This window comes from Paractinoplanes brasiliensis (assembly GCF_004362215.1).
Lineage (GTDB): Bacteria > Actinomycetota > Actinomycetes > Mycobacteriales > Micromonosporaceae > Actinoplanes > Actinoplanes brasiliensis.
Window position 1 is genome coordinate 2,840,807 of sequence record NZ_SNWR01000001.1, and the last position, 18,129, is coordinate 2,858,935.

Sequence of the window (18,129 nt, forward strand, 5' to 3'; positions counted from 1 at the left end):
TCGAGGCGAAGACCTTCACCGAGTTGCGTTGCATGCGAACCCCCGACGTAGCCGAAAGCCGAAGCCGGCCGGACGCCGCCAGAGTAGCGGCAATCCCGGCATCTGGGCACGAGCGTTACGGGTTTCCCGGGACGGCTCCGGGCGGCCCGTCCCTCGGGTCACAATCGGCACATGGGGCGGACGGAGCGAAAAGGGCAGATCGCATCGCTCCGTATCGGGCGGTACCGGCTCGTCGAAAAGCTCGGCACCGGCGGCATGTCCGAGGTCTGGCGCGGTTACGACGAGACCCTCGGCCGAGCCGTCGCGGTCAAGGTCCTCTCGCCACGCCTCGCCGGCGATCAGATGTTCCGCGACCGCATGCGGCAGGAGGCGCTGGCCGCCGCGCGCCTCGCCCACCCCCACATCACGGGCATTTTCGACTTCGGCGAGTCCCCTCTCGACGAGCGATTTTCCCTCCCGTACGTCGTCATGGAGCTCAACGACGGCGAATCGGTCGCTTCACGGATCGCACGGCAGGGGCCGCTGCCCTGGCGGGACGCGGTCACGGTGGCCGTGGAGGTCGCGTCCGCCCTGGCCACGGCCCATGCGCGCGGCGTGGTGCACCGGGACGTCACCCCGGCCAACGTGATGCTGACAGGCGGCGGCGCCAAGGTCGTCGACTTCGGGATCTCGGCGATCGTCGGCCAGCGCGACGCCGCACCCGACGGCAGCCTGCTCGGCACCCCGGCCTACCTCGCGCCCGAACGCCTCAGCGGCGCGCAGGTCTCCGCGACGGCCGACGTCTACGCGCTCGGGTTGCTCCTCTACCGCTCACTCTGCGGCCGGCTGCCCTGGCAGGCCGACACCACGTCGGAGGCGCTTCGCGCTCACCTGTACGCCGCGCCGGAGCCGCTGCCGTCGATCTCGGGTCTGCCCGCGGCGGTCGCGGATCTGTGCCTGCGCTGCCTCACCAAGGATCCGGCCGACCGTCCCACGGCCGCCGAGGTGGCCCGCGACCTGGCCGTCGTCGTCGGCATGCAACCGGTCGTCCCGCCGGTGATCGAGCGAGCGGCCGACGCCCCCGACCCCGTACGCGGCACCGCCTACCCACCAGCGGTGAAACCGCAACGCCGTGCCGGAGCTGGCCGAGTCCTGCTCGCCTGTCTCGGCTTGCCCGGCGGCATACCGGGTCCCCGCCCACCCGCCCGGGTGCTGCGCTTACGGGCCGGCTTGAAGATCGGAGCAGTGTTGCGACTCGCCGGTCCGCAGCCACTGGGCGGGGGCTTGTTCCTGGCCGGCAGCTCCTTCGGGGGCGGGCGCGCCAACACCGCCGCGGCGGCGGTTTCCCCGCGCCGGCGGCCTCGGGTGCAGACCGCGCTGATGACGCTGGCGGTGGTGGCCACGGCCGGAATCAGCTGGGCGGCCACCCGCGACAACCCGGACTTGAAAGAGGCCCAGGCTGCCGGTTCCGGAGTGGTGGCGGCCGGACCGGGCGACGACCTCGGGTGCGCGGTGCGCTATCAGCTGCGGCGAGACTCGGGCCGGGTTTACGAGGCCCGGCTGACCGTGGTCACCACCGAGGAACTGGCGCACAACACGTGGCGGGTGCAGTTCGTCTACCCCGGCACTCAGCAGCTCACCGGATTGTCGAAGGCGGTCACCCAGAAGGGCCGCAAAGTGACCGCGAAGGGTCACGGCAAACTCGCGTCCTTCACGCTCCGTGGCGAGTATCGCGACTACAACCCGTTGCCCCTGGCGTTCGCGGTCGACGGCGTGAAGTGCCGTGCGGAGGTGCTGGCCAACGTCCCGGTGAGCCGCCACTCGCGGAAAAGCCCGCCCTTGACCGCCACCGCGGAAATCAGCGAAGACGGCGCCCACCATCCGCCTCGCAGAAACGGCACCCCACAGAAGCGGGTCGGCACCCCGAGCACTACCGCACCCCCGACAGACACCCCGGGCCTCTCCCTCGCCATGTAGCCCCGACAAAACCTCCGTCGTAAGTAAGTACTCACATCACGCGGCCTGCAACGGGGCTCGGAGGCAGGAAGTGCTGGGCGCGAGGCAGGAAGCGGAGGACGCGGGACGAGGACCGCGAAACGGGAGTCGCGAGACGGCGCAAGACTTGGAAGACGACGCAAGCAGCGAGAGCTGGGGAACGCTAGGTACAAGGGGCGGGGGTCAGCCGGCCAGGAGCTGGTCGACGGGGGCGTAGTCGTCGGTCAGGATGCGGGCGTTGTCGACGAAGTCGGACAGGGCCGCGCCGGTCAGCATCACTGCGGGGTCGTTCAGCTCGGGCAAGCGGCGGCTCACCTCGTCAACGGGGAGCGGGCTCGCCGACGCCATGATGACGAAGTTGGCGCCCACCTCGCCGTCCAGGGCTTCTTGGCTGCTGATCAACGCGACGTGCGGGAACGCCGCCGCGACCGTGGCCACCTCGGCACGGAGGAAGCGGCCGGGGGGATAGTCGATCACGTTCTGCACGTAGATGCCGGTGGGGCGCAGCACGCGGGCGATCTCCTGCGCCATCTCGCGGGTGGCCAGGTGCCATGGCACGGTCAGGTGGCCGAAAGCGTCGCCGACCACGAAGTCGTAGGAGCCGGTCGGCTGGTCCGTCACCCCGACGCGCGCATCCCCCACCCGTACGCGGAGATCAGGCCCCGTCCGCAGGCCGAGCTTCCGCCGATCCAGGTCGACCAGACCGCCGTCCAGTTCGATCACCAGCTGGTCGCTGCCGGGGCGGGTGGCTCGGACGTACGCGGGCATCGTGAACCCGCCGCCGCCCAGGTGCAGCGCGTCCACCGGCCCGCCCGGCAGCACGTCGGCCACCGCGCCGATCCACTGGATGTACGCGAACTCCAGGTTGCGCGGGTTGTCGAGGTCGACGTACGAGTGCCGCGCCGAGTTGAGGATCAGCTCGCGTCCCCCGGGCTCGGACGGGTCTTCCTGCACCCGCGCGCAGTGGTACGCCGTCTCGACGTCGCACGGGTTCGGCGACGCCACCCCGAGCCCCGCCCCGACCAGGCCCACCGTCACCAGGACCGCCCGGGTGCGCGGCTTGCCGGGCAGAGAGGTCCCGCGCAGCCACCAGGCCAGCCCGCCGCCGGAGAGGGCGAGCAGCACCGCCAGCGAGATGATGATCCAGCTCGACGGCACCGCGGCCACGAAGACGAACCCGGTCGCCAGCGTCGCCGTGATCGCTCCCAGCGTGCCCATGCTGGACAGCCGCCCGACCACCGACCCCGTCCTGTTCAGGTCGCTGAGCTGAAGTTTCACCACCAGCGGGGTCACCGCGGAGAGGATGAACGCGGGCAGGAAGACGGCCAGGGCGGCGAGCAGCAGCACGGCCGGCGCGGCCCCGCCCCGCAGAATCTCGCCGCCGAACCGGACCAGGGGCAGGGTCACGGCCGTGAAGATCGCCCCGAGCAGCAGCGCCGGCACGAGCAGCACGCGCGGGTCGTACCGGTCCGCGAGGCGGCCACCGAGCCACGTCCCGTACGCGATGGCGGCCAGCGCGATCCCGATCACGGAGCTGCTGACCTGCAGCGTCACGCCCACGTACGGACCGACGAGGCGCAGCGCGACGATCTCGAGGACGAGGACCGCCCCGCTTGCGCCGAAGACCAGGGCGGTGGCAAGACCGGACGGAAGGGCACGCGGCGGGGTTTCCACCCGACGGATGCTAGCCGCACCAACCTGGGAAAAACCTACAGCATCGAGACGTGTACGTGGTTGGTGTGCTCCGCCGACGCCCCGCCGCTGCCGCTGTACTTGCGCCAGCCGTCACCCGGCAGCCAGATCTGACGGAACCAGATCACATACATCACGCCGAGCCGGTCCGCGTTCTTCACGAAGTAGGCGGCGAGCCTGTCCCCGTACGTCCGGTCGTCGCCGGTCGCTGCCGAGTTCTTGAAGGTGGACTCGTTGGACGACATGTCGCAGGCCCGGCCCTTGGGGTGCTCGCCGGAGTTTCGCTGGCTCCAGCACACCGTGTAGCGCTTGAACCCGTCCGACTTCGCCTCCTGATAGGCGTGCAGGGTTCGCGGCGTCAGGCAACCACCGCTGGTCGGGTCGTCGATCGTGCACTTCTCGTTGGGCCAGGAGCCGTCGGAGTTGCGCGGGGCCGGCTTGGCCAGCGGCGAGTTGACCGAGACGAAACCGCCGGCGACCTGGCCACCGCCCACACTGGCCAGCGCGCGCTCAGCCTCTTTCTTCTTCTTGCCGAGCGCGGCGACCTGCTTGGTCTGCTCGGCGATCTCGCGGTCGATGGCCGCCTTGGCCGCCTTGGCCTTGTCGAGCTCGGCCCGGTACTGCCCGAGGATCTGGCCGTCGAGCTGGGCCATCATGTCGAGCTGCTGGATGCGTTCGAGGAAGACGTCGGGCGAGGTCGAGTCGAGCAGCATCGAGGCGGTGCTGGGCCGGCCGAGCCGGTAGGACCGGGCCGCGATCTCGTTGACCTGGCCTTCCATGGCTTTCGCCCCGGCCGTCGCCTGCTTGACCGTGTTCTGCAGCGCCACGGCCCGCTTCTTCGACGCGTTCAGCTTCTGGATCGCGACCGCCTGGCCCTTGGCCGCGGACTCGAGCGCGCTGCGCAGCGTCTTGTCGTCGCCCTCGTCGGGGTCGGCGTAGGCCGCCCCCGTCGTGGCCGTCAGCAAAAGCGCGCACGCCGCCACGATCAGCACGAGCACACCACGGAGCCGGCGCTGGAAAACCGCCGCCACGGATACCTCCCCCATCGTCAGCGCGGGCAGACTCTACCGTGATACGTAAGGGAGCGGCAGATCGATCAACCGGCCGAGTAACCGCCGTCGACGAAGAGTGTCTGGCCTGTCACGGCGACGGCGGCATCGCTTGCCAGAAAGACCGCGCACGCCCCGAAATCATCCGGTACGCCGTTTCTGCCGATCATCGTGCGCGCCGCGTGCTTGGCGACCACCACCGGATCCGCGAACACCGGTTCGGTCAGCGGGGTGTGCACCACTCCGGGCGCGATCGCGTTGCAGCACACGCCGTGCGGTGACCAGGCCTCGGCCTGTGACCTGGTCAGACCCACCAGGCCGGCCTTGGAGGCGCCGTAGGCCCCGCTGTTCCCGTACGCGCGGAACGCCTGTTGCGACACCACGTTGATGATCCGTCCCCAGCCGCGCTCGGCCATCCGCGGCCCGAAGGCCTGACCGAGCAGGAACGGGGCGGTGAGGTTGGCCGCCAGGGTGACGTCCCAGTCGTCCTCGGTGAGGTCGTTCATGGGCGGGCGACGGTTCACCGCGGCCGAGTTGACCAGGACGTCCGGAGCCCCGTACGCCTGCAGGGTCTGTTCGATGAGGACGGTCACGGCCTTGCGATCGGCCAGGTCGGCCGCTATGGCGTGCGCCTCGGCGCCGAATCCGCGCAGCTCCCCGGCCACCTCGGCCAGCGGCCCCGGACGGCGGGCGACCAGCAGCACGCGCGCGCCGGCCCGCCCCAGCGCGATCGCCATGGCCCGGCCGATGCCCGAGCTGCCGCCGGTCACCATTGCCGTGCGGCCGCCAAGGCCGAAAAGGCTTTCCAGGTACGCCGACATCGCTCTACAAAATCGAGGTGTCGGGGAAGAGCGTGTCGCGGACCGTACGCCAGATGTCGTCGTTCGCCGCGACCAGCAGGCCGCGCTCGCTGTCCGTCGGGCGGTAGGGCTCGCCGTCCAGATGCAGCGCAGTGCCGCCGGCCTCCTGGACGATCAGCGAGCCGGGCACGTGGTCCCATGGCAGGATCCGCCAGAACAGCGCGAACTGCTGCTCGTCGAGGGCGACCGCGGGGTATTCGTAGCCGGCGCAGTGGCGGCCCTTGGTGACCTCGCCGAACGCGCCGGTGTGCGAAGCCGCCACCTTGCGCAGCTCTTCCGGCAGGTAATGGGTGGCCACGACGCCTCGCAGCGTGTCCGCGCCGGGGTCGTCGGTGCGGGTTTTCACCCGTACGCCGTCGCGGTAGGCGCCCGAGCCCAGTTCGGCGACCGTGAGGTGATCATCCACCACGTCGAGGATCCACGAGGCCGTGGGCTCGCCGTCACGCAGCAGGGCCACCATCACGGCGAACGGGGTTTTGCCGGCCGCGAAGTTGTTGGTGCCGTCGACCGGGTCGACGATCCAGACCGCGCCCGCGTCGCCGAGCCGGTCGAGCACCCGGGGGTCGGCCGCCACCGATTCCTCGCCGACCACGGCCGAACCGGGCAGCAGGGCGGTCAGGCCGCGGGTCAGCGCCTGCTCGGACTCCTTGTCGGCGATGGTTACCAGGTCACCGGGCGACTTCTGGGCGATCTCGTCGGTGGACAGGTGACGGAAGCGCGGCAGCACGACGGTGGCCGCGACCTCCCGGATGAGCTCGCCGACCTGATCAAGCACGCGGCGGCAGCTTCACGACGCTGACGAAGAACTCGTCGATCTGGCGGATGACCGTGATGAACCGCTCGAAGTCGACCGGCTTGGTCACGTACGCGTTCGCGTGCAACTGGTAGCTGCGCAGGATGTCCTCGTCGGCGGACGAGGTGGTGAGCACGACGACCGGGATACGGCCCAGTTCCTGGTCCTTCTTGATCTCTTCGAGCACCTCACGGCCGTCCCGCTTGGGCAGGTTGAGGTCGAGCAGGATCAGGTCGGGGCGTACGGCGTCGGCGTAGTCGCCCTCGCGCCGCAGGTAGGCCAGCGCCTCGGCGCCGTCGGAGACGACGTTGAGCCGGTTACGAACCTTGTGTTCCTCGAACGCCTCCTGGGTCATCAGCACGTCGCCCGGATCGTCCTCGACCAGCAGCACCTCGATGGGGGTGCCGTCGGCCCGTGTCGCAGCCGTCATGCGGTGACCTCTTTCTGTGTTTCCTGCGCCGGCGCCGTGGGCTTTTCGTCCGCGAAGCCCGGCAGCACCGGAAGGGTGAACCAGATCGACGTGCCTTCCTCGACATCGAGGTCGAGCCAGATCCGTCCGCCATGATATTCGACGATCTTCTTGACGATGGCCAGGCCGATGCCGGTGCCCTCGTACGCGTCCCGGGCGTGCAGCCGCTGGAAGATGACGAAGACCTTGTCGGCGAACTCGGTCTCGATGCCGATGCCGTTGTCCCGGACGTTGACCCGCCACTCGTCGCCGTCGCGCTCGGCGCTGACCCGGATCACGGGCGGCACGTCGGGGCGGCGGAACTTCAGCGAGTTGCCGATCAGGTTGACGAACAGCGTGGTGAGCAGCGGCTCCTCACCCTCGACGGTCGGCAGCCCGGTCCAGCTGATCTCGGCGTCCTCCCCGGCTCGGGGCTCGAGCTGCGACTTCACGTCGGTCAGCACCTGATCGAGCGGCACCTCGGTGAACCCGGCCGTGAGCCGCCCGATCCGGGAGAACGCGAGCAGGTCGTTGATCAGGCGTTGCATGCGCTGGGCGCCGTCGACGGCGAACGCGATGTACTGGTCGGCGCGCTCGTCGAGCTTGCCCGCGTACCGGCGTTGCAGCAGCTGGCAGAAGCTGGCCACCTTGCGCAGCGGCTCCTGCAGGTCGTGCGAGGCGACGTAGGCGAACTGCTCGAGGTCGCGATTGGACCGGGTCAGTTCCTCGGTCTGCGCCTTGAGCTGGTCGTTGACCCACTCGATCTGGGCGCGGGCCTCGCGGACCTCGTTCAGCTCGGCCGAGATCTTGCGACGCATGCCGTCGACGTCGTCGGCCAGGCCGGCGAGCTCGGGCGAACCGCTGCTCACGATGCGCTTGCCGTAGTCGCCGTCGGCCACACCCCGCACCTGCTCGGCGAGCTCGGTCACCGGGCGGCTGACCATCCGGTCGAGCAACAGCAGCAGCGCCGACCCGGCCAGGATGATGATCGCGGCGGCGGCGATCTGGATGGCCACCATCGTGCGGCTGCCGGCCTTGGCCGCGTCCGCCGACTCCGTCCGCAGCACCTGGATGTCGCCCTGCATGGCCGCGATGGCGTTGCGCAGCGCGTCGAACTGGGCGGTCGAGGTGCCCTTGATCTCCTGCTGCGCGGCTTGGGTGCCCTCGGAGCGGACGGTCGCGATGACTGGCTCGGCGACCTCGCGGCGCCACTCGTCGGCTCGCTGCCGCACGACGTCGAGCGCCTGACGGACCTCGGTGTCCTCCGGGTGGATCAGCCTGTCGAGAGTGGTGATCAGCCGGGCCTCGTCCGCCAGGCCCCGCGTGTACGGCTCGAGGTTGGCCTCTTCCCCCGTGATCGCGAAGCCCCGGACGCCGGTTTCCTGATCGACGTACGCCGTGTTGAGCATCTCGCCGTTGGCCCGCATCGGGCTGGCCCGGTCGAGCACGTCGTCGAGCTGGCGGTTGTTCTGCGCGGCAGTGATCGCGGCGAGGACGCCGAGCGCGCTGAGCAGCACCCCGACCGTGACGCAGAGGGCCAGGATGCGCCGCCGCAGGGTCCAGCTGTGCAGGTTGAGCAGCCTCATCGCCCATTCCCTCGCGAGATCAGCAGCATGGCCACGTCGTCGGCCAGCGGTCCGCCGTTGGCGTGCTCCGCCCGGCCGACCAGCCAGGCCGGCAGGGCGGGCAACGGCACCGTACGGGCGGCGGGCTCGTCGAGCAGGGCACAGAGGCCGGACACGTCGAGCCGCTCGTTGCCGGCGCCGGTGTGCCCCTCGATCAGGCCGTCGGTGTACATCAGCAAAGACCAGTCATCTCGGGAGAACTCGACCTCGGTGGCGGGAGTGGGCCGGGGACGGACCCCGAGCACGATCCCGGTGCGGGCCTGGACGGGACCGACCCGGCCGTCCCGGAGCAACACCGGAGGGGGATGCCCGGCCAGCCGGACCACCGCCTTGTTCCCGTCGAGGTCGATGGTCACCGCGGCGACGGTCGCGAAGACCTCGCGGGCCCGGCGCTCGCTCATCAGCACCTGTTCGAGCGAGGGCAGGATCTGCTCGTCGGCCACGCCGGCCAGGACCAGCGCGCGCCAGGCGACCCGGAGCTCGACGCCGAGCGCGGCCTCGTCGACCCCGTGGCCGCAGACGTCGCCGACGATCACCTGCAGCTTGTTGTCACCCACCTGCACGACGTCGAAGAAGTCACCGCCCAGCAGCCCCAAGGCCCGGCCGGAACGGTAGAACGTGTGCACCGCCACCCGATCGGTGGACATCAGGGGCTGCGGCAGCAGGCCGCGCTCGAGGCGGGCCGACTCGGCCTGGCGCAGCTCGACCTCCCGCAGCCGCTGAGCGTTCTCGTCGGCCCGCTTGCGCTCGACCGCGTACCGCAGCGCCCGGGTCAGCAGAACGCCGTCGACCTGGCCCTTGACCAGGTAGTCCTGCGCGCCCTCGGCCACCGCGGCGACGCCCAGGTGCTCGTCGGAGCGGCCGGTGAGCACGCAGACCGCGGCGCTGCCTGCCATCGCGAGCAGCTTGCGCAGCCCGTCGATGCCCTCGGCGTCGGGCAGGCCGAGGTCGAGCAGCACGCACTGAATGCCGGTGAGCAGGCCGCGGGCCTCACGCAGGCTGGTCGCCACGCGCAGGTCGAACGGCGCGTCGGCCTCGTGCAGCAGCTCGCGGACGAGGAACGCGTCACCCTCGTCGTCCTCGACGAGCAGCACACGCAGGCGCTCCTGGTAGGCCGGGACGACGGGGCGGGCACGGGGCGCGACCGAGTGCTCAGTCATGCCGCCCCCCACCTCGTCCGACTCTCGGCCCCTGCCCGCTGATCGTGTACCACCGGGTGCGGGCGCACAACACTCTCACGTGGCCTCCTCGGCGGCCACACGACGGGCGTGCTGCGCGATGACCTCCCCGAGAATGCCGTGCAGCCGCCCGCACTCCTGGCAGTGCAGATTTTCGTCGAGGTGACGTCCGCCGCACTCGACACAGGTGCCTCGGTCGGCCGGGTCGCGGTAGGCCGCGAGCGCCTTGCACATGGCTCGGATGACGTGGTCGCTGACCGGGAAGACGCCCTCGCCCATGGCGGTGCGCACGCCCACCATGGCGACCGGCGCGGCCTCGGGATGGGGGTCGTAGGGCGCGACAGCGTCGATGAACGCGGCCACCACGGCGGCGGGGTCGAACGGCGTGCTCACCCCGACAACGCTAGGCCACGCCCTGAACGATCTTCCGGCTACCCGGTGTCGTACCCAACCGCTTAGATACACCCATGCGTGTTCCCGCGATCACCGACCCGGCCCACCGCGCCCTGGCTGCCCTCGTCGCCGTGGTGGTGCTGGCGCTGGCCGGTGTGGCCGGTCTCGCGGCGATCCGGCCGCCGTCGGCCCGGCCCGCCTCGGCGCCGGCCGCCGAGTTCAGCGCCGGCCGCGCGTTCGAACAGGTCGAGGCGATCGCCCGGCGGCCGCACCCGGTCGGCAGCCCGGCCAACGACGAGGTGCGCGAACACCTGCTGACCACGCTGCGGGGCCTGGGCCTGAGCCCCGAGGTGCAGGACACGGTGTCGATCGAGGGCGCCCGGCTGTCGGCCGGCGCGGGCGGCGCCGGTCTGGCCCGGGTACGCAACGTCGTCGCCCGCATCCCCGGCACCGGCTCGACCGGCCGGATCTTCCTGGTTGCGCACTACGACTCGGCCCAGGTCGCCCCGGGCGGCAACGACGACGCGGCCGGCACTTCGACGATCCTTGAGGTGGCCCGGGCCCTGCTGGCCGGGCCGCGCCCGCGCAACGACGTGGTGCTCGTGCTGACCGACGGGGAGGAGGCCTGCGTCTGCGGCGCCAAGGCGTTCGTCGATCAGCACCCGCTGGCCCGTGACGGCGGGGTCGTGCTCAACATCGAGGCCCGGGGCAGCAGCGGCCCGGCCATCATGTTCGAGACCTCGGCCGGCAACGGTGGGCTGGTCGGGGCCTACGCGCACGCCGCCAGGCCGGTGGGCACGTCGTTCGCGGTCGAGATCTATCGGCTGATGCCCAACGACACCGACTTCACCCCGTTCCGCGAGTCGGGCTTCGCCGGCATGAATTCGGCCTACATCGACGGCGCGGCGGTCTATCACGCGCCGACCGACGTGCCCGCCGCGATGAACCGCGACAGCCTGCAGCATCACGGCGACAACACGCTGGCCGTGACACGGGAGCTGGCCGGCCGCGACCTGGCCACGCTCAAGGACACCGACGGCGGGGACGCCACCTACTTCCCCGTGCCGGGCCTGCTGGTGCGCCACCCCGGCTCGCTGGTCTGGCCGATCGCCGTGCTGGCCCTGGTCGCCGTGGCCGCGCTGGCCTGGGCGGCCCGCCGCCGTGAACTGATCACCACCCGGCGGGCCCTGGTGGCCGGCGCGCTGGCCCTGGCGCCGATCGTGCTGGCCCCGGTGCTGGCCCAGGCTCTGTGGCTGTTCCTGGCAACCATCAGGCCCGCGTACGCCGGCATGCCCATCGACCCGTATCAGCCGGGGCTCTATCGGCTGGCCGTCATCCTCATGTCCGCGGCCGTTGTCCTGGCCTGGTTCGCGTTGCTGCGCCGCCGGCTCGGCCCCGCCGCCCTGGCCATCGCGGGCCTGGCCTGGCTCGCTGTGCTCGGCCTGGTGCTGGCCGCGGTGGTGCCCGGCGGTTCCTACCTGGCCGCCGTGCCCGCCCTCGCCGGGGCGCTGACCGGCCTGGTCGCCGTGCTGACCCGCGGCTGGGTGCCGGTGCTCGCCGTGGCCCTGGGCGGCGCCGTGGCCACGGTCATCCTGCTCCCGACGGTGATCATGCTGTTTCCGGCGCTGGGCCTGGGACTGGGCGCGGCCGGGGCGTTCCTCACGGTCCTGCTCGGCCTGGCCCTGGTGCCGGCGCTCGACCTGATCCACCCGCGGGCCGGTGGTCAGCGCGGTCTCGAGGCCCTGCGCAGCCGCCGCCGGGGCGCCCTGCCCGCGCTGGTCGCCGCCGTGGCCGCGCTGGCCTGCGCAGTGGCCGGGCTGGCGGTCGACCGGTTCGACGCCGAGCACCCGGCCCTGACCCACCTGATGTACGCGCTCGACGCCGACAACGGCACCGCCCGCTGGGTCAGCGCCGAGTCGAGGGTGCAGGGGTGGACCGGTCAGTTCGTGCACGGCGACCCGCATCGGGTGGACGACACGCTGCCGTCGTTCGGCCCCGAGCAGGTGCGCACCGGCGACGCCCCCGCCGCGAATCTGCCCGCGCCGCAGCTCACCGTCGAGTCGGACACCCGTACGGGGGAATCCCGGGCGCTCGTGCTCCGGCTGAAACCGCAGCGTCCGGCCCGCCTGGTCACCCTGCACGTGGCGGCCGGGACGCAGGTGGAGTCGGCGACCGTGGGCGGCCGCCCGATGCCCGCCCGCGAGCCGATCGACGGCGCCTGGGCGTGGGGGTTCATCTTCCACGCCCCGCCCGCCGACGGCATCGAGATCAAGCTGACCGTCCGCGGCACGGGCCAGGTCAAGTTCCGGGCCATGGACGGCAGCGACGGCCTGACCGAGCTGCCCGGCTTCAGGCCCCGCCCGCCCGCGATCGGCGTCGTCGGCTCCCACACGAGCGAACTGCTCGGCGTGGCCAAGACCTACACGTTCTGAGCGAAGGGCCGATGACCGCGATCTATCGACCGCGGCCGCGGCGGCCGGTGGACTCGTTGTGGCGGAAGTGCACGAAGAGGCGGCCCCAGTTGTCGCCGTCCTTCTCGACCCGGTGGTAGAGCTGCTTGATCTCCTTCTGGTCGAGGAAACGCAGCACCTTCTTCTTCAACGCGCCGCTGCCCTTGCCCGGGATGATCTCGACAGTGCTGGCCTTCTTCTGTACGGCCTCGTCGATGATCCCGCGCAGCGCACGGTCGATCTCTTGCCCCTTGTTGAAGATGTCGTGCAGGTCGAGCTTCAGCTTCACTGGGAGTCCTCTGCTTTGCCGAGCCACTGCTCGACCCGGTGCAATGCGTCCTGGTAGTCGGAATGATGCTTCATCGCCGCGGCCAGCCTCAGGTGGGGCAGCGCCTCGCGGAAGCGACCGTCCCGTTCCAGTGTGCGACCCAGCACGTGGTGCGCGTAGTGGTCGGACGGATCATGCGCGACGAGCGCCCGCAGATGAGCCTCGGCCCGGCCGAGCTGGGCCGAGTTGAAGTAGGCGCGGGCCAGCAGCTGCCGCACGGCGGTGTTGCGCGGCTCGGCCTCGACTATCGGCTCGAGCAGCTTGGCCGCCCCGAGCGGGTCGCCGGACTCGAAGAAGAAGGTGGCCCTGCGGTACTCCTCGAGAAGGTCCACGTGTCACTCCCCACGCTCGCGCCGGCTACCCAACGCTGGCACAACAAAGGGCCGACGGCGAGTGTTCCGATGATCCAAGCTTCCCGACAAAACGGCCCATAGGCCAACGCAGTCGTCAGACAATGCCTGCGTGGGCGACTTTCCGAGCCATCTCGTGACCGAACCGGCCCGGCGCAGATCCGGGCGATTCAAGGCGTCCGCGATCGGGGTCTTCGTGCTGGGCCTTTGCGCGCTGCTGGCCGGCGGCGCAGCGTCACCCGCGCTCGACACACCGGCCTTCCTGATCTCGGGGATGAGCGAGATCCCGTCGCCGCCACGGGGCACGTCGTGGGCGCCGGCGCCACGCGAGGCCGGCGGCCTGCGGATGGTCGCCCGCTCGGTCGGGCAGGACTTCAACCTCTACACGGCCGGGGGCGACCGCACCTTTCTGCCCGGCGTCGACCTCGGCGACACCACTCCGGGTGGCCTGCCGCGCGAGGGCTCGATCTCGGCCGCCCAGTACCGGGCGTGGTTCGCCGGGATGAGCTGGCTGGGGCTGCGCGTGGTGCGGATCTACCGGATCCACCCGCCCGCTTTCTACGAGCAGCTGGCCGCGTGGAACGAGGCGAACCCGGACACCCCGCTGTACCTCGTGCAGGGGGTGGCACTGCCGGATCAGACGTACGTGGCCAAGAAGAACCTCTTCGACCAGCGCGTCACCACCGCGTTCCGCCAGGAGCTGCAGGCGGCCGCCCGGGTGGTGGCGGGCGACTACCGCCGGACCACGGTGCCCGGCCGGATCGGCGGCACGTACACCACCGACGTCACGCCGTGGCTGGCCGGCTGGATCGTGGGCGACGAGATCGACCCTGCCGCGGCGGTCGCCTCGGACAAGCGCAACGCCGGTGTGCCGCGGTTCGCCGGCAAGTACTTCCGCAACACGCCCCGGTCGACACCCACCGAGCGCTGGCTCGCCGCGCGGATGAACGACCTGGCCGGGTTCGTCGCCGAGCACGGGGTCAGCCAGCCGATCGCCTTCGTGAACTGGCCCACCACCGATCCGCTGCGCCACCCCGGGGAACCCCTCGAGCAGGAGGACCTGATCGGGATCGACGCCAACCACGTGCTGCCCACGGCGGAGTGGCCGGCCGGGACGTTCGCCAGCTATCACGCGTACCCGTTCTATCCGGACTTCCTGCGCCACGAGCCGGATCTGGTCGCGTACGAGTACGGCGGGCGCGCCGACCCGTACGCGGGATACGTGGCAGGCCTGCGCCGGCACCACTCGTCGATACCCACCCTGATCACCGAGTTCGGGGTGCCGTCGTCGATCGGCTCGGCCCACAACGCTCCCCTGGGCCGCACCCAGGGCGACCACAGCGAGCAGGACGCGATGCGGATCAACGCCGAGTTGCTGCGCCTGATTCGCGACCAGGGCCTGAGCGCCGGGTTCGTGTTCAGCTGGGCCGACGAGTGGTGGCGTTACACGTGGAACACGGAGGGCGTGCAGGACCCGCGGCGCCGGCAGCTCTGGCACGACCCGATGACCAACGAGCAGAACTTCGGCGTGCTCGCGATGGACGCGCAGGGGCAGCCTGACACCGCCGAGCAGCACCTGCTCAACGGCGGCGGGTGGCCGGCCACCGACGTCGACGCGTGGGTGGACGAGACGTACCTGCATCTGGAGATCGGACTCGGGGACTCGCCGCCGGGAACCATGATGGTCAACTTCGACGTGCTGCCGGGGGTGACCGGCCCGCCGATGCCGGGCAGCTCCGACCGGCGGCCGGACGCCGTCTTCGCGCTCAACCTGGTCGGGCGCAACGGGCAGGCGTACGTGCGCAATCAGATCGACCCGATGCGGGTGGACTTCTCGGTGCCGGCCGCCGAGCGTGGGCAGTCCCCGACCGGCTGGAAGCCCTTCGAGTTGATCGTGAACCGGGCGCTCACCGTGCCGCCGAGCGGCGTCAAGCTCCCGGTCGAGCTGCAGAACGCCGGGTGGCTGCGGCACGGGACGTGGGACACCGGCGACGCCGCCGCGGACAGCCGGGCGCTGTGGCGTCTCGACGGCGACAACCTGACCGTACGGGTGCCGTGGGCGATGCTGGGTTTTGCCGACCCGTCGGCCCACCGGGTCGCCGTGCCGAAGGACGGGAAGCTGACCATGCAGGTCAGCCCGGGTGTGACGGTGTCGCTCACCGCATCGGGAACCGACCAGGTGATCGGGCAGGTGCGGTGGTCGGACTGGTTGCGCCCGCACTACTCGGAGCGGATCAAGCAGGGGGCCGCGAGCCTGCGGGACGCCGCGCTGGCTACTGCCGCCGGCTCAGCTTGAGCAGACCGGCGCCGGCGGCGATCAGCAGGACTCCGGCCACGACCAGCAGCAGCGGGTTCCGGGCGGGCCGGTACGGCCGGGGGTAGCCGGCGCCCCAGCAGTACACCTCGCCGTCCTCCGTCAGCGCGCAGGTGCTGTCCCCGTCGGCGACCAGTTGCACCACCTTGCCGTCGAGACCGACCTCGACCAGACCGCCCCGGTCGGCGTTCGCGGGCGTCCCGGCCAGGGACAACGCCACCACGACGGCCAAGATCGCCAATACCCGTCGCGTGATCGTCATGCAAGCATTATGGGCGTTTTGTACGCTTTAGTGGGGTTTCGACACACCGGCGATCAGCCTCGCGCGGCCCTCACAGGTGGTACACAGGAACGCGAAAGGAAGCGCATAGCGTGGCCCGCGACAGTAGGGGCATGACGATGGCGAACTCAGACTCGAGCACCGATCTCCGCCGGTCCGACGGGAGCCCCGTACGGGTCCTCGTGGTCGACGACGAGCCGACGCTGGCCGAGTTGCTGAGCATGGCGCTGCGCTACGAGGGCTGGGAGGTTCGCAGCGCGGGCGACGGGCAGACCGCCGTACGGACCGCTCGTGAGTTCCGCCCCGACGCCGTCGTCCTCGACATGATGCTTCCCGACATCGACGGGCTCGAGGTGCTGCGCCGGTTGCGCGGCGAGTCGCCCGAGGTGCCGGTGCTGTTCCTGACGGCCAAGGACTCGGTGGAGGACCGGATCACCGGCCTCACCGCGGGCGGCGACGACTACGTGACCAAGCCGTTCAGCCTGGAAGAGGTGGTGGCCCGGCTCCGCGGCCTGATGCGCCGGATGGGCCGCTCCCACCTGCGGGCAGAGTCGCAGCTGATCGTCGGCGACCTCACGCTCGACGAGGACAGCCACGAGGTGCGCCGCGGCGGCGATCTGGTCACGCTGACCGCCACCGAGTTCGAACTGCTGCGTTACCTCATGCGCAACCCCCGCCGGGTGCTGAGCAAGAGCCAGATCCTCGACCGGGTGTGGAACTACGACTTCGGCGGGCAGGCCAACGTGGTCGAGCTCTACATCTCGTACCTGCGCAAGAAGATCGACGCGGGCCGCACCCCGATGATCCACACGATGCGCGGGGCGGGTTATGTCCTCAAACCGGCCGACTGAGATGACCTGGACGCACCCGTCGCGTTGGCGCAGCCCCGCCGGGTGGCCCCTGCGTACGCGGATCGTGGCCATCATCATGGTGCTGCTCACGGTGCTGGGCCTGGTCGTCGGCGGCACCGCGTACGTTTTCCTCCGCGACACCCTCTACACCCAGGTCGACGCGAAGCTCGACACGGCCGGGCGGCCCGGTCCCGGCGGCGGCAAGTTCACGTTCCCGTTCGACGACACCCACCCGTTCCGCGGCGCCGAGATCGGGTCGATCACTATCACCTACACCGGTGTGAGCGACGTCGAGGGCGGGCTGGTCGAGGGCTTCACCAACACCGACGGCTTTCCCGACACCCGCTACAAGCCGCTCGGCGACGTCGCCACCGCGCAACTGCTGGCGGTTCCGGTCAACGGCGAGAAGTCGACGGTCGGGCTGGACGGCTACGGGTCGTACCGGGTGGTCTCCGAGACGACCAACGAGGGCACGATCCGGGTCACCGCGATCTCGCTCAAGAACACCAACTTCACGCTGTTGCGGATCGCCCTGGTCACCGGCGGCGCGGTGCTGATCGCCCTGGGCATCGCCGGGTGGGCCGGCGCCCTGATCGTGCGCCGCACCCTGGCCCCGCTCGACCGGGTCGCCACCACCGCCACCCGGGTCTCCGAGCTGCGGCTCGACCGCGGCGAGGTCAGGCTGGCCCAGCGCGTGCCCGACCGCGACACCGACCCGCGCACCGAGGTGGGCCAGGTCGGCGCCGCCCTCAACCAGATGCTGGACCACGTCGGCAACGCGCTCGAGGCCCGGCACGCCAGCGAGATGCAGGTACGCCAGTTCGTCGCCGACGCCAGCCACGAGCTGCGCACGCCGCTGGCCGCCATCCGCGGGTACGCCGAGCTCAGCCGGCGCAGCCCGGTTCCGGTCCCGGGCGAGATCGCTCACGTGCTCAACCGCGTCGAGTCCGAGGCCAAGCGGATGACCGGCCTGGTGGAGGACCTGCTCCTGCTCGCCCGCATCGACGCCGGCCGTCCGCTCGCGCAGGACCCGGTCGACCTGACCATGCTCGTCGTCGACTCGGTCAGCGACGCCCACGCGGCCGGTCCGCGCCACCTGTGGCAGCTCGACCTGCCCGAGGAGCCGGTGACCGTCATCGGCGACGGCGCGCGGCTGCACCAGGTGCTTGCGAACCTGCTCGCCAACGCCCGCACCCACACCCCTGAGGGCACCACCGTCACGGTCTCGGTCGCCTCGACGCCCGCCTCGGCCGTGCTGCGCGTCGCCGACAACGGACCCGGCATCCCGTACGAGCTGCAGCCGAACATCTTCGAGCGGTTCGCGCGCGGTGACAGCTCACGCTCGCGCGCCGCCGGCAGCACCGGCCTCGGCCTGTCCATCGTCGCCGCCGTCGTGCAGTCCCACGGCGGGCAGGTCTCGGTCGAGAGCAATCCCGGCCGTACGGTCTTCACGGTCGTGCTGCCACTGGGGCCGGCCTCCGTCTCACCAGCTGAGCAGTTGGCGCAAATAGCGCCCCGCGGGAACTGAGGCGCTATGCTGTCCG

16 protein-coding genes are annotated in these 18,129 nt (G+C 71.1%); 5 read left to right on the top strand and 11 right to left on the bottom strand.

From position 1 onward, the window contains the following. Window positions 1-171 precede the first annotated feature (171 nt). Window positions 172-1,956: a serine/threonine-protein kinase gene (locus C8E87_RS12685; protein ID WP_133873283.1), complete on the top strand. Its 1,785-nt coding sequence runs from the start codon at window positions 172-174 to the stop codon at window positions 1,954-1,956. A 201-nt stretch (window positions 1,957-2,157) separates the two neighbouring features. Here the strand turns inward: C8E87_RS12685 and C8E87_RS12690 are convergent, their stop codons facing one another. The 8 genes from C8E87_RS12690 to C8E87_RS12725 form a co-directional block, all read right to left on the bottom strand. After that, window positions 2,158-3,648, bottom strand: coding sequence for a fused MFS/spermidine synthase (locus C8E87_RS12690; RefSeq protein WP_166661155.1), 1,491 nt, complete (start codon window positions 3,646-3,648; stop codon window positions 2,158-2,160). A gap of 35 nt (window positions 3,649-3,683) precedes the next feature. Further along, entirely contained in the window at window positions 3,684-4,712 is a 1,029-nt protein-coding gene (locus C8E87_RS12695; RefSeq protein WP_133873285.1) for a VldE C-terminal domain-containing protein, read from the bottom strand. Between the two features lie 50 nt (window positions 4,713-4,762). Beyond that, complete coding sequence (locus tag C8E87_RS12700; protein ID WP_133873286.1) at window positions 4,763-5,536, bottom strand: SDR family NAD(P)-dependent oxidoreductase; 774 nt, start codon at window positions 5,534-5,536, stop codon at window positions 4,763-4,765. Window positions 5,537-5,540: 4 nt separating this feature from the next. After that, entirely contained in the window at window positions 5,541-6,350 is an 810-nt protein-coding gene (locus tag C8E87_RS12705) for an inositol monophosphatase family protein (RefSeq protein ID WP_133873287.1), read from the bottom strand. After that, complete coding sequence (locus C8E87_RS12710) at window positions 6,343-6,798, bottom strand: response regulator (protein ID WP_133873288.1); 456 nt, start codon at window positions 6,796-6,798, stop codon at window positions 6,343-6,345. Before C8E87_RS12710 ends, C8E87_RS12705 begins: the two co-directional genes overlap by 8 nt. Beyond that, window positions 6,795-8,402, bottom strand: a complete 1,608-nt coding sequence (locus C8E87_RS12715; RefSeq protein ID WP_133873289.1) for a sensor histidine kinase — start codon at window positions 8,400-8,402, stop codon at window positions 6,795-6,797. Before C8E87_RS12715 ends, C8E87_RS12710 begins: the two co-directional genes overlap by 4 nt. After that, entirely contained in the window at window positions 8,399-9,601 is a 1,203-nt protein-coding gene (locus C8E87_RS12720; RefSeq protein WP_133873290.1) for a PP2C family protein-serine/threonine phosphatase, read from the bottom strand. Before C8E87_RS12720 ends, C8E87_RS12715 begins: the two co-directional genes overlap by 4 nt. Window positions 9,602-9,676: 75 nt before the next feature. Then, window positions 9,677-10,012 carry a hypothetical protein gene (locus tag C8E87_RS12725; protein WP_133873291.1) on the bottom strand — a complete coding sequence of 112 codons (336 nt, stop codon included), beginning with the start codon at window positions 10,010-10,012 and terminating at the stop codon, window positions 9,677-9,679. A gap of 74 nt (window positions 10,013-10,086) precedes the next feature. Between C8E87_RS12725 and C8E87_RS12730 the strand changes: the two genes are divergently transcribed. Further along, entirely contained in the window at window positions 10,087-12,444 is a 2,358-nt protein-coding gene (locus C8E87_RS12730) for a M28 family peptidase (RefSeq protein ID WP_133873292.1), read from the top strand. Between the two features lie 22 nt (window positions 12,445-12,466). Here C8E87_RS12730 and C8E87_RS12735 read toward each other — a convergent pair whose 3' ends face one another. Both C8E87_RS12735 and C8E87_RS12740 read right to left on the bottom strand, forming a co-directional pair. After that, complete coding sequence (locus C8E87_RS12735; RefSeq protein WP_133873293.1) at window positions 12,467-12,751, bottom strand: Smr/MutS family protein; 285 nt, start codon at window positions 12,749-12,751, stop codon at window positions 12,467-12,469. Beyond that, window positions 12,748-13,122: a tetratricopeptide repeat protein gene (locus tag C8E87_RS12740; protein ID WP_133873294.1), complete on the bottom strand. Its 375-nt coding sequence runs from the start codon at window positions 13,120-13,122 to the stop codon at window positions 12,748-12,750. The genes C8E87_RS12735 and C8E87_RS12740 overlap by 4 nt, the downstream gene beginning before the upstream one ends. A gap of 130 nt (window positions 13,123-13,252) precedes the next feature. On the opposite strand from C8E87_RS12740, the gene C8E87_RS12745 reads away from it, so the two are divergent. Continuing rightward, window positions 13,253-15,436, top strand: a complete 2,184-nt coding sequence (locus C8E87_RS12745; RefSeq protein WP_133873295.1) for a hypothetical protein — start codon at window positions 13,253-13,255, stop codon at window positions 15,434-15,436. On the opposite strand, the gene C8E87_RS12750 is transcribed toward C8E87_RS12745, so the two are convergent. After that, the gene (locus tag C8E87_RS12750; protein WP_133873296.1) at window positions 15,414-15,716 is read right to left on the bottom strand and encodes an RCC1 domain-containing protein; all 303 of its coding nucleotides are present in this window, start codon (window positions 15,714-15,716) and stop codon (window positions 15,414-15,416) included. The genes C8E87_RS12745 and C8E87_RS12750 overlap by 23 nt on opposite strands. 131 nt (window positions 15,717-15,847) lie before the next feature. Here C8E87_RS12750 and C8E87_RS12755 point away from each other — a divergent pair, with 131 nt between their 5' ends. Both C8E87_RS12755 and C8E87_RS12760 read left to right on the top strand, forming a co-directional pair. Then, complete coding sequence (locus tag C8E87_RS12755; protein WP_133873297.1) at window positions 15,848-16,585, top strand: response regulator transcription factor; 738 nt, start codon at window positions 15,848-15,850, stop codon at window positions 16,583-16,585. Between the two features lies 1 nt (window position 16,586). Further along, window positions 16,587-18,113, top strand: coding sequence for a sensor histidine kinase (locus C8E87_RS12760; protein WP_133873298.1), 1,527 nt, complete (start codon window positions 16,587-16,589; stop codon window positions 18,111-18,113). Window positions 18,114-18,129: the final 16 nt, after the last annotated feature.

Excerpts from the sequence above, each read along its gene's own strand:
- C8E87_RS12685 (WP_133873283.1), top strand. The coding sequence starts at position 172 with ATGGGGCGGACGGAGCGAAAAGGGCAGATCGCATCGCTCCGTATCGGG.
- C8E87_RS12695 (WP_133873285.1), bottom strand. The coding sequence starts at position 4,712 with ATGGGGGAGGTATCCGTGGCGGCGGTTTTCCAGCGCCGGCTCCGTGGT.
- C8E87_RS12700 (WP_133873286.1), bottom strand. The coding sequence starts at position 5,536 with ATGTCGGCGTACCTGGAAAGCCTTTTCGGCCTTGGCGGCCGCACGGCA.
- C8E87_RS12710 (WP_133873288.1), bottom strand. The coding sequence starts at position 6,798 with ATGACGGCTGCGACACGGGCCGACGGCACCCCCATCGAGGTGCTGCTG.
- C8E87_RS12715 (WP_133873289.1), bottom strand. The coding sequence starts at position 8,402 with ATGAGGCTGCTCAACCTGCACAGCTGGACCCTGCGGCGGCGCATCCTG.
- C8E87_RS12720 (WP_133873290.1), bottom strand. The coding sequence starts at position 9,601 with ATGACTGAGCACTCGGTCGCGCCCCGTGCCCGCCCCGTCGTCCCGGCC.
- C8E87_RS12730 (WP_133873292.1), top strand. The coding sequence starts at position 10,087 with ATGCGTGTTCCCGCGATCACCGACCCGGCCCACCGCGCCCTGGCTGCC.
- C8E87_RS12750 (WP_133873296.1), bottom strand. The coding sequence starts at position 15,716 with ATGACGATCACGCGACGGGTATTGGCGATCTTGGCCGTCGTGGTGGCG.
- C8E87_RS12755 (WP_133873297.1), top strand. The coding sequence starts at position 15,848 with ATGACGATGGCGAACTCAGACTCGAGCACCGATCTCCGCCGGTCCGAC.
- C8E87_RS12760 (WP_133873298.1), top strand. The coding sequence starts at position 16,587 with ATGACCTGGACGCACCCGTCGCGTTGGCGCAGCCCCGCCGGGTGGCCC.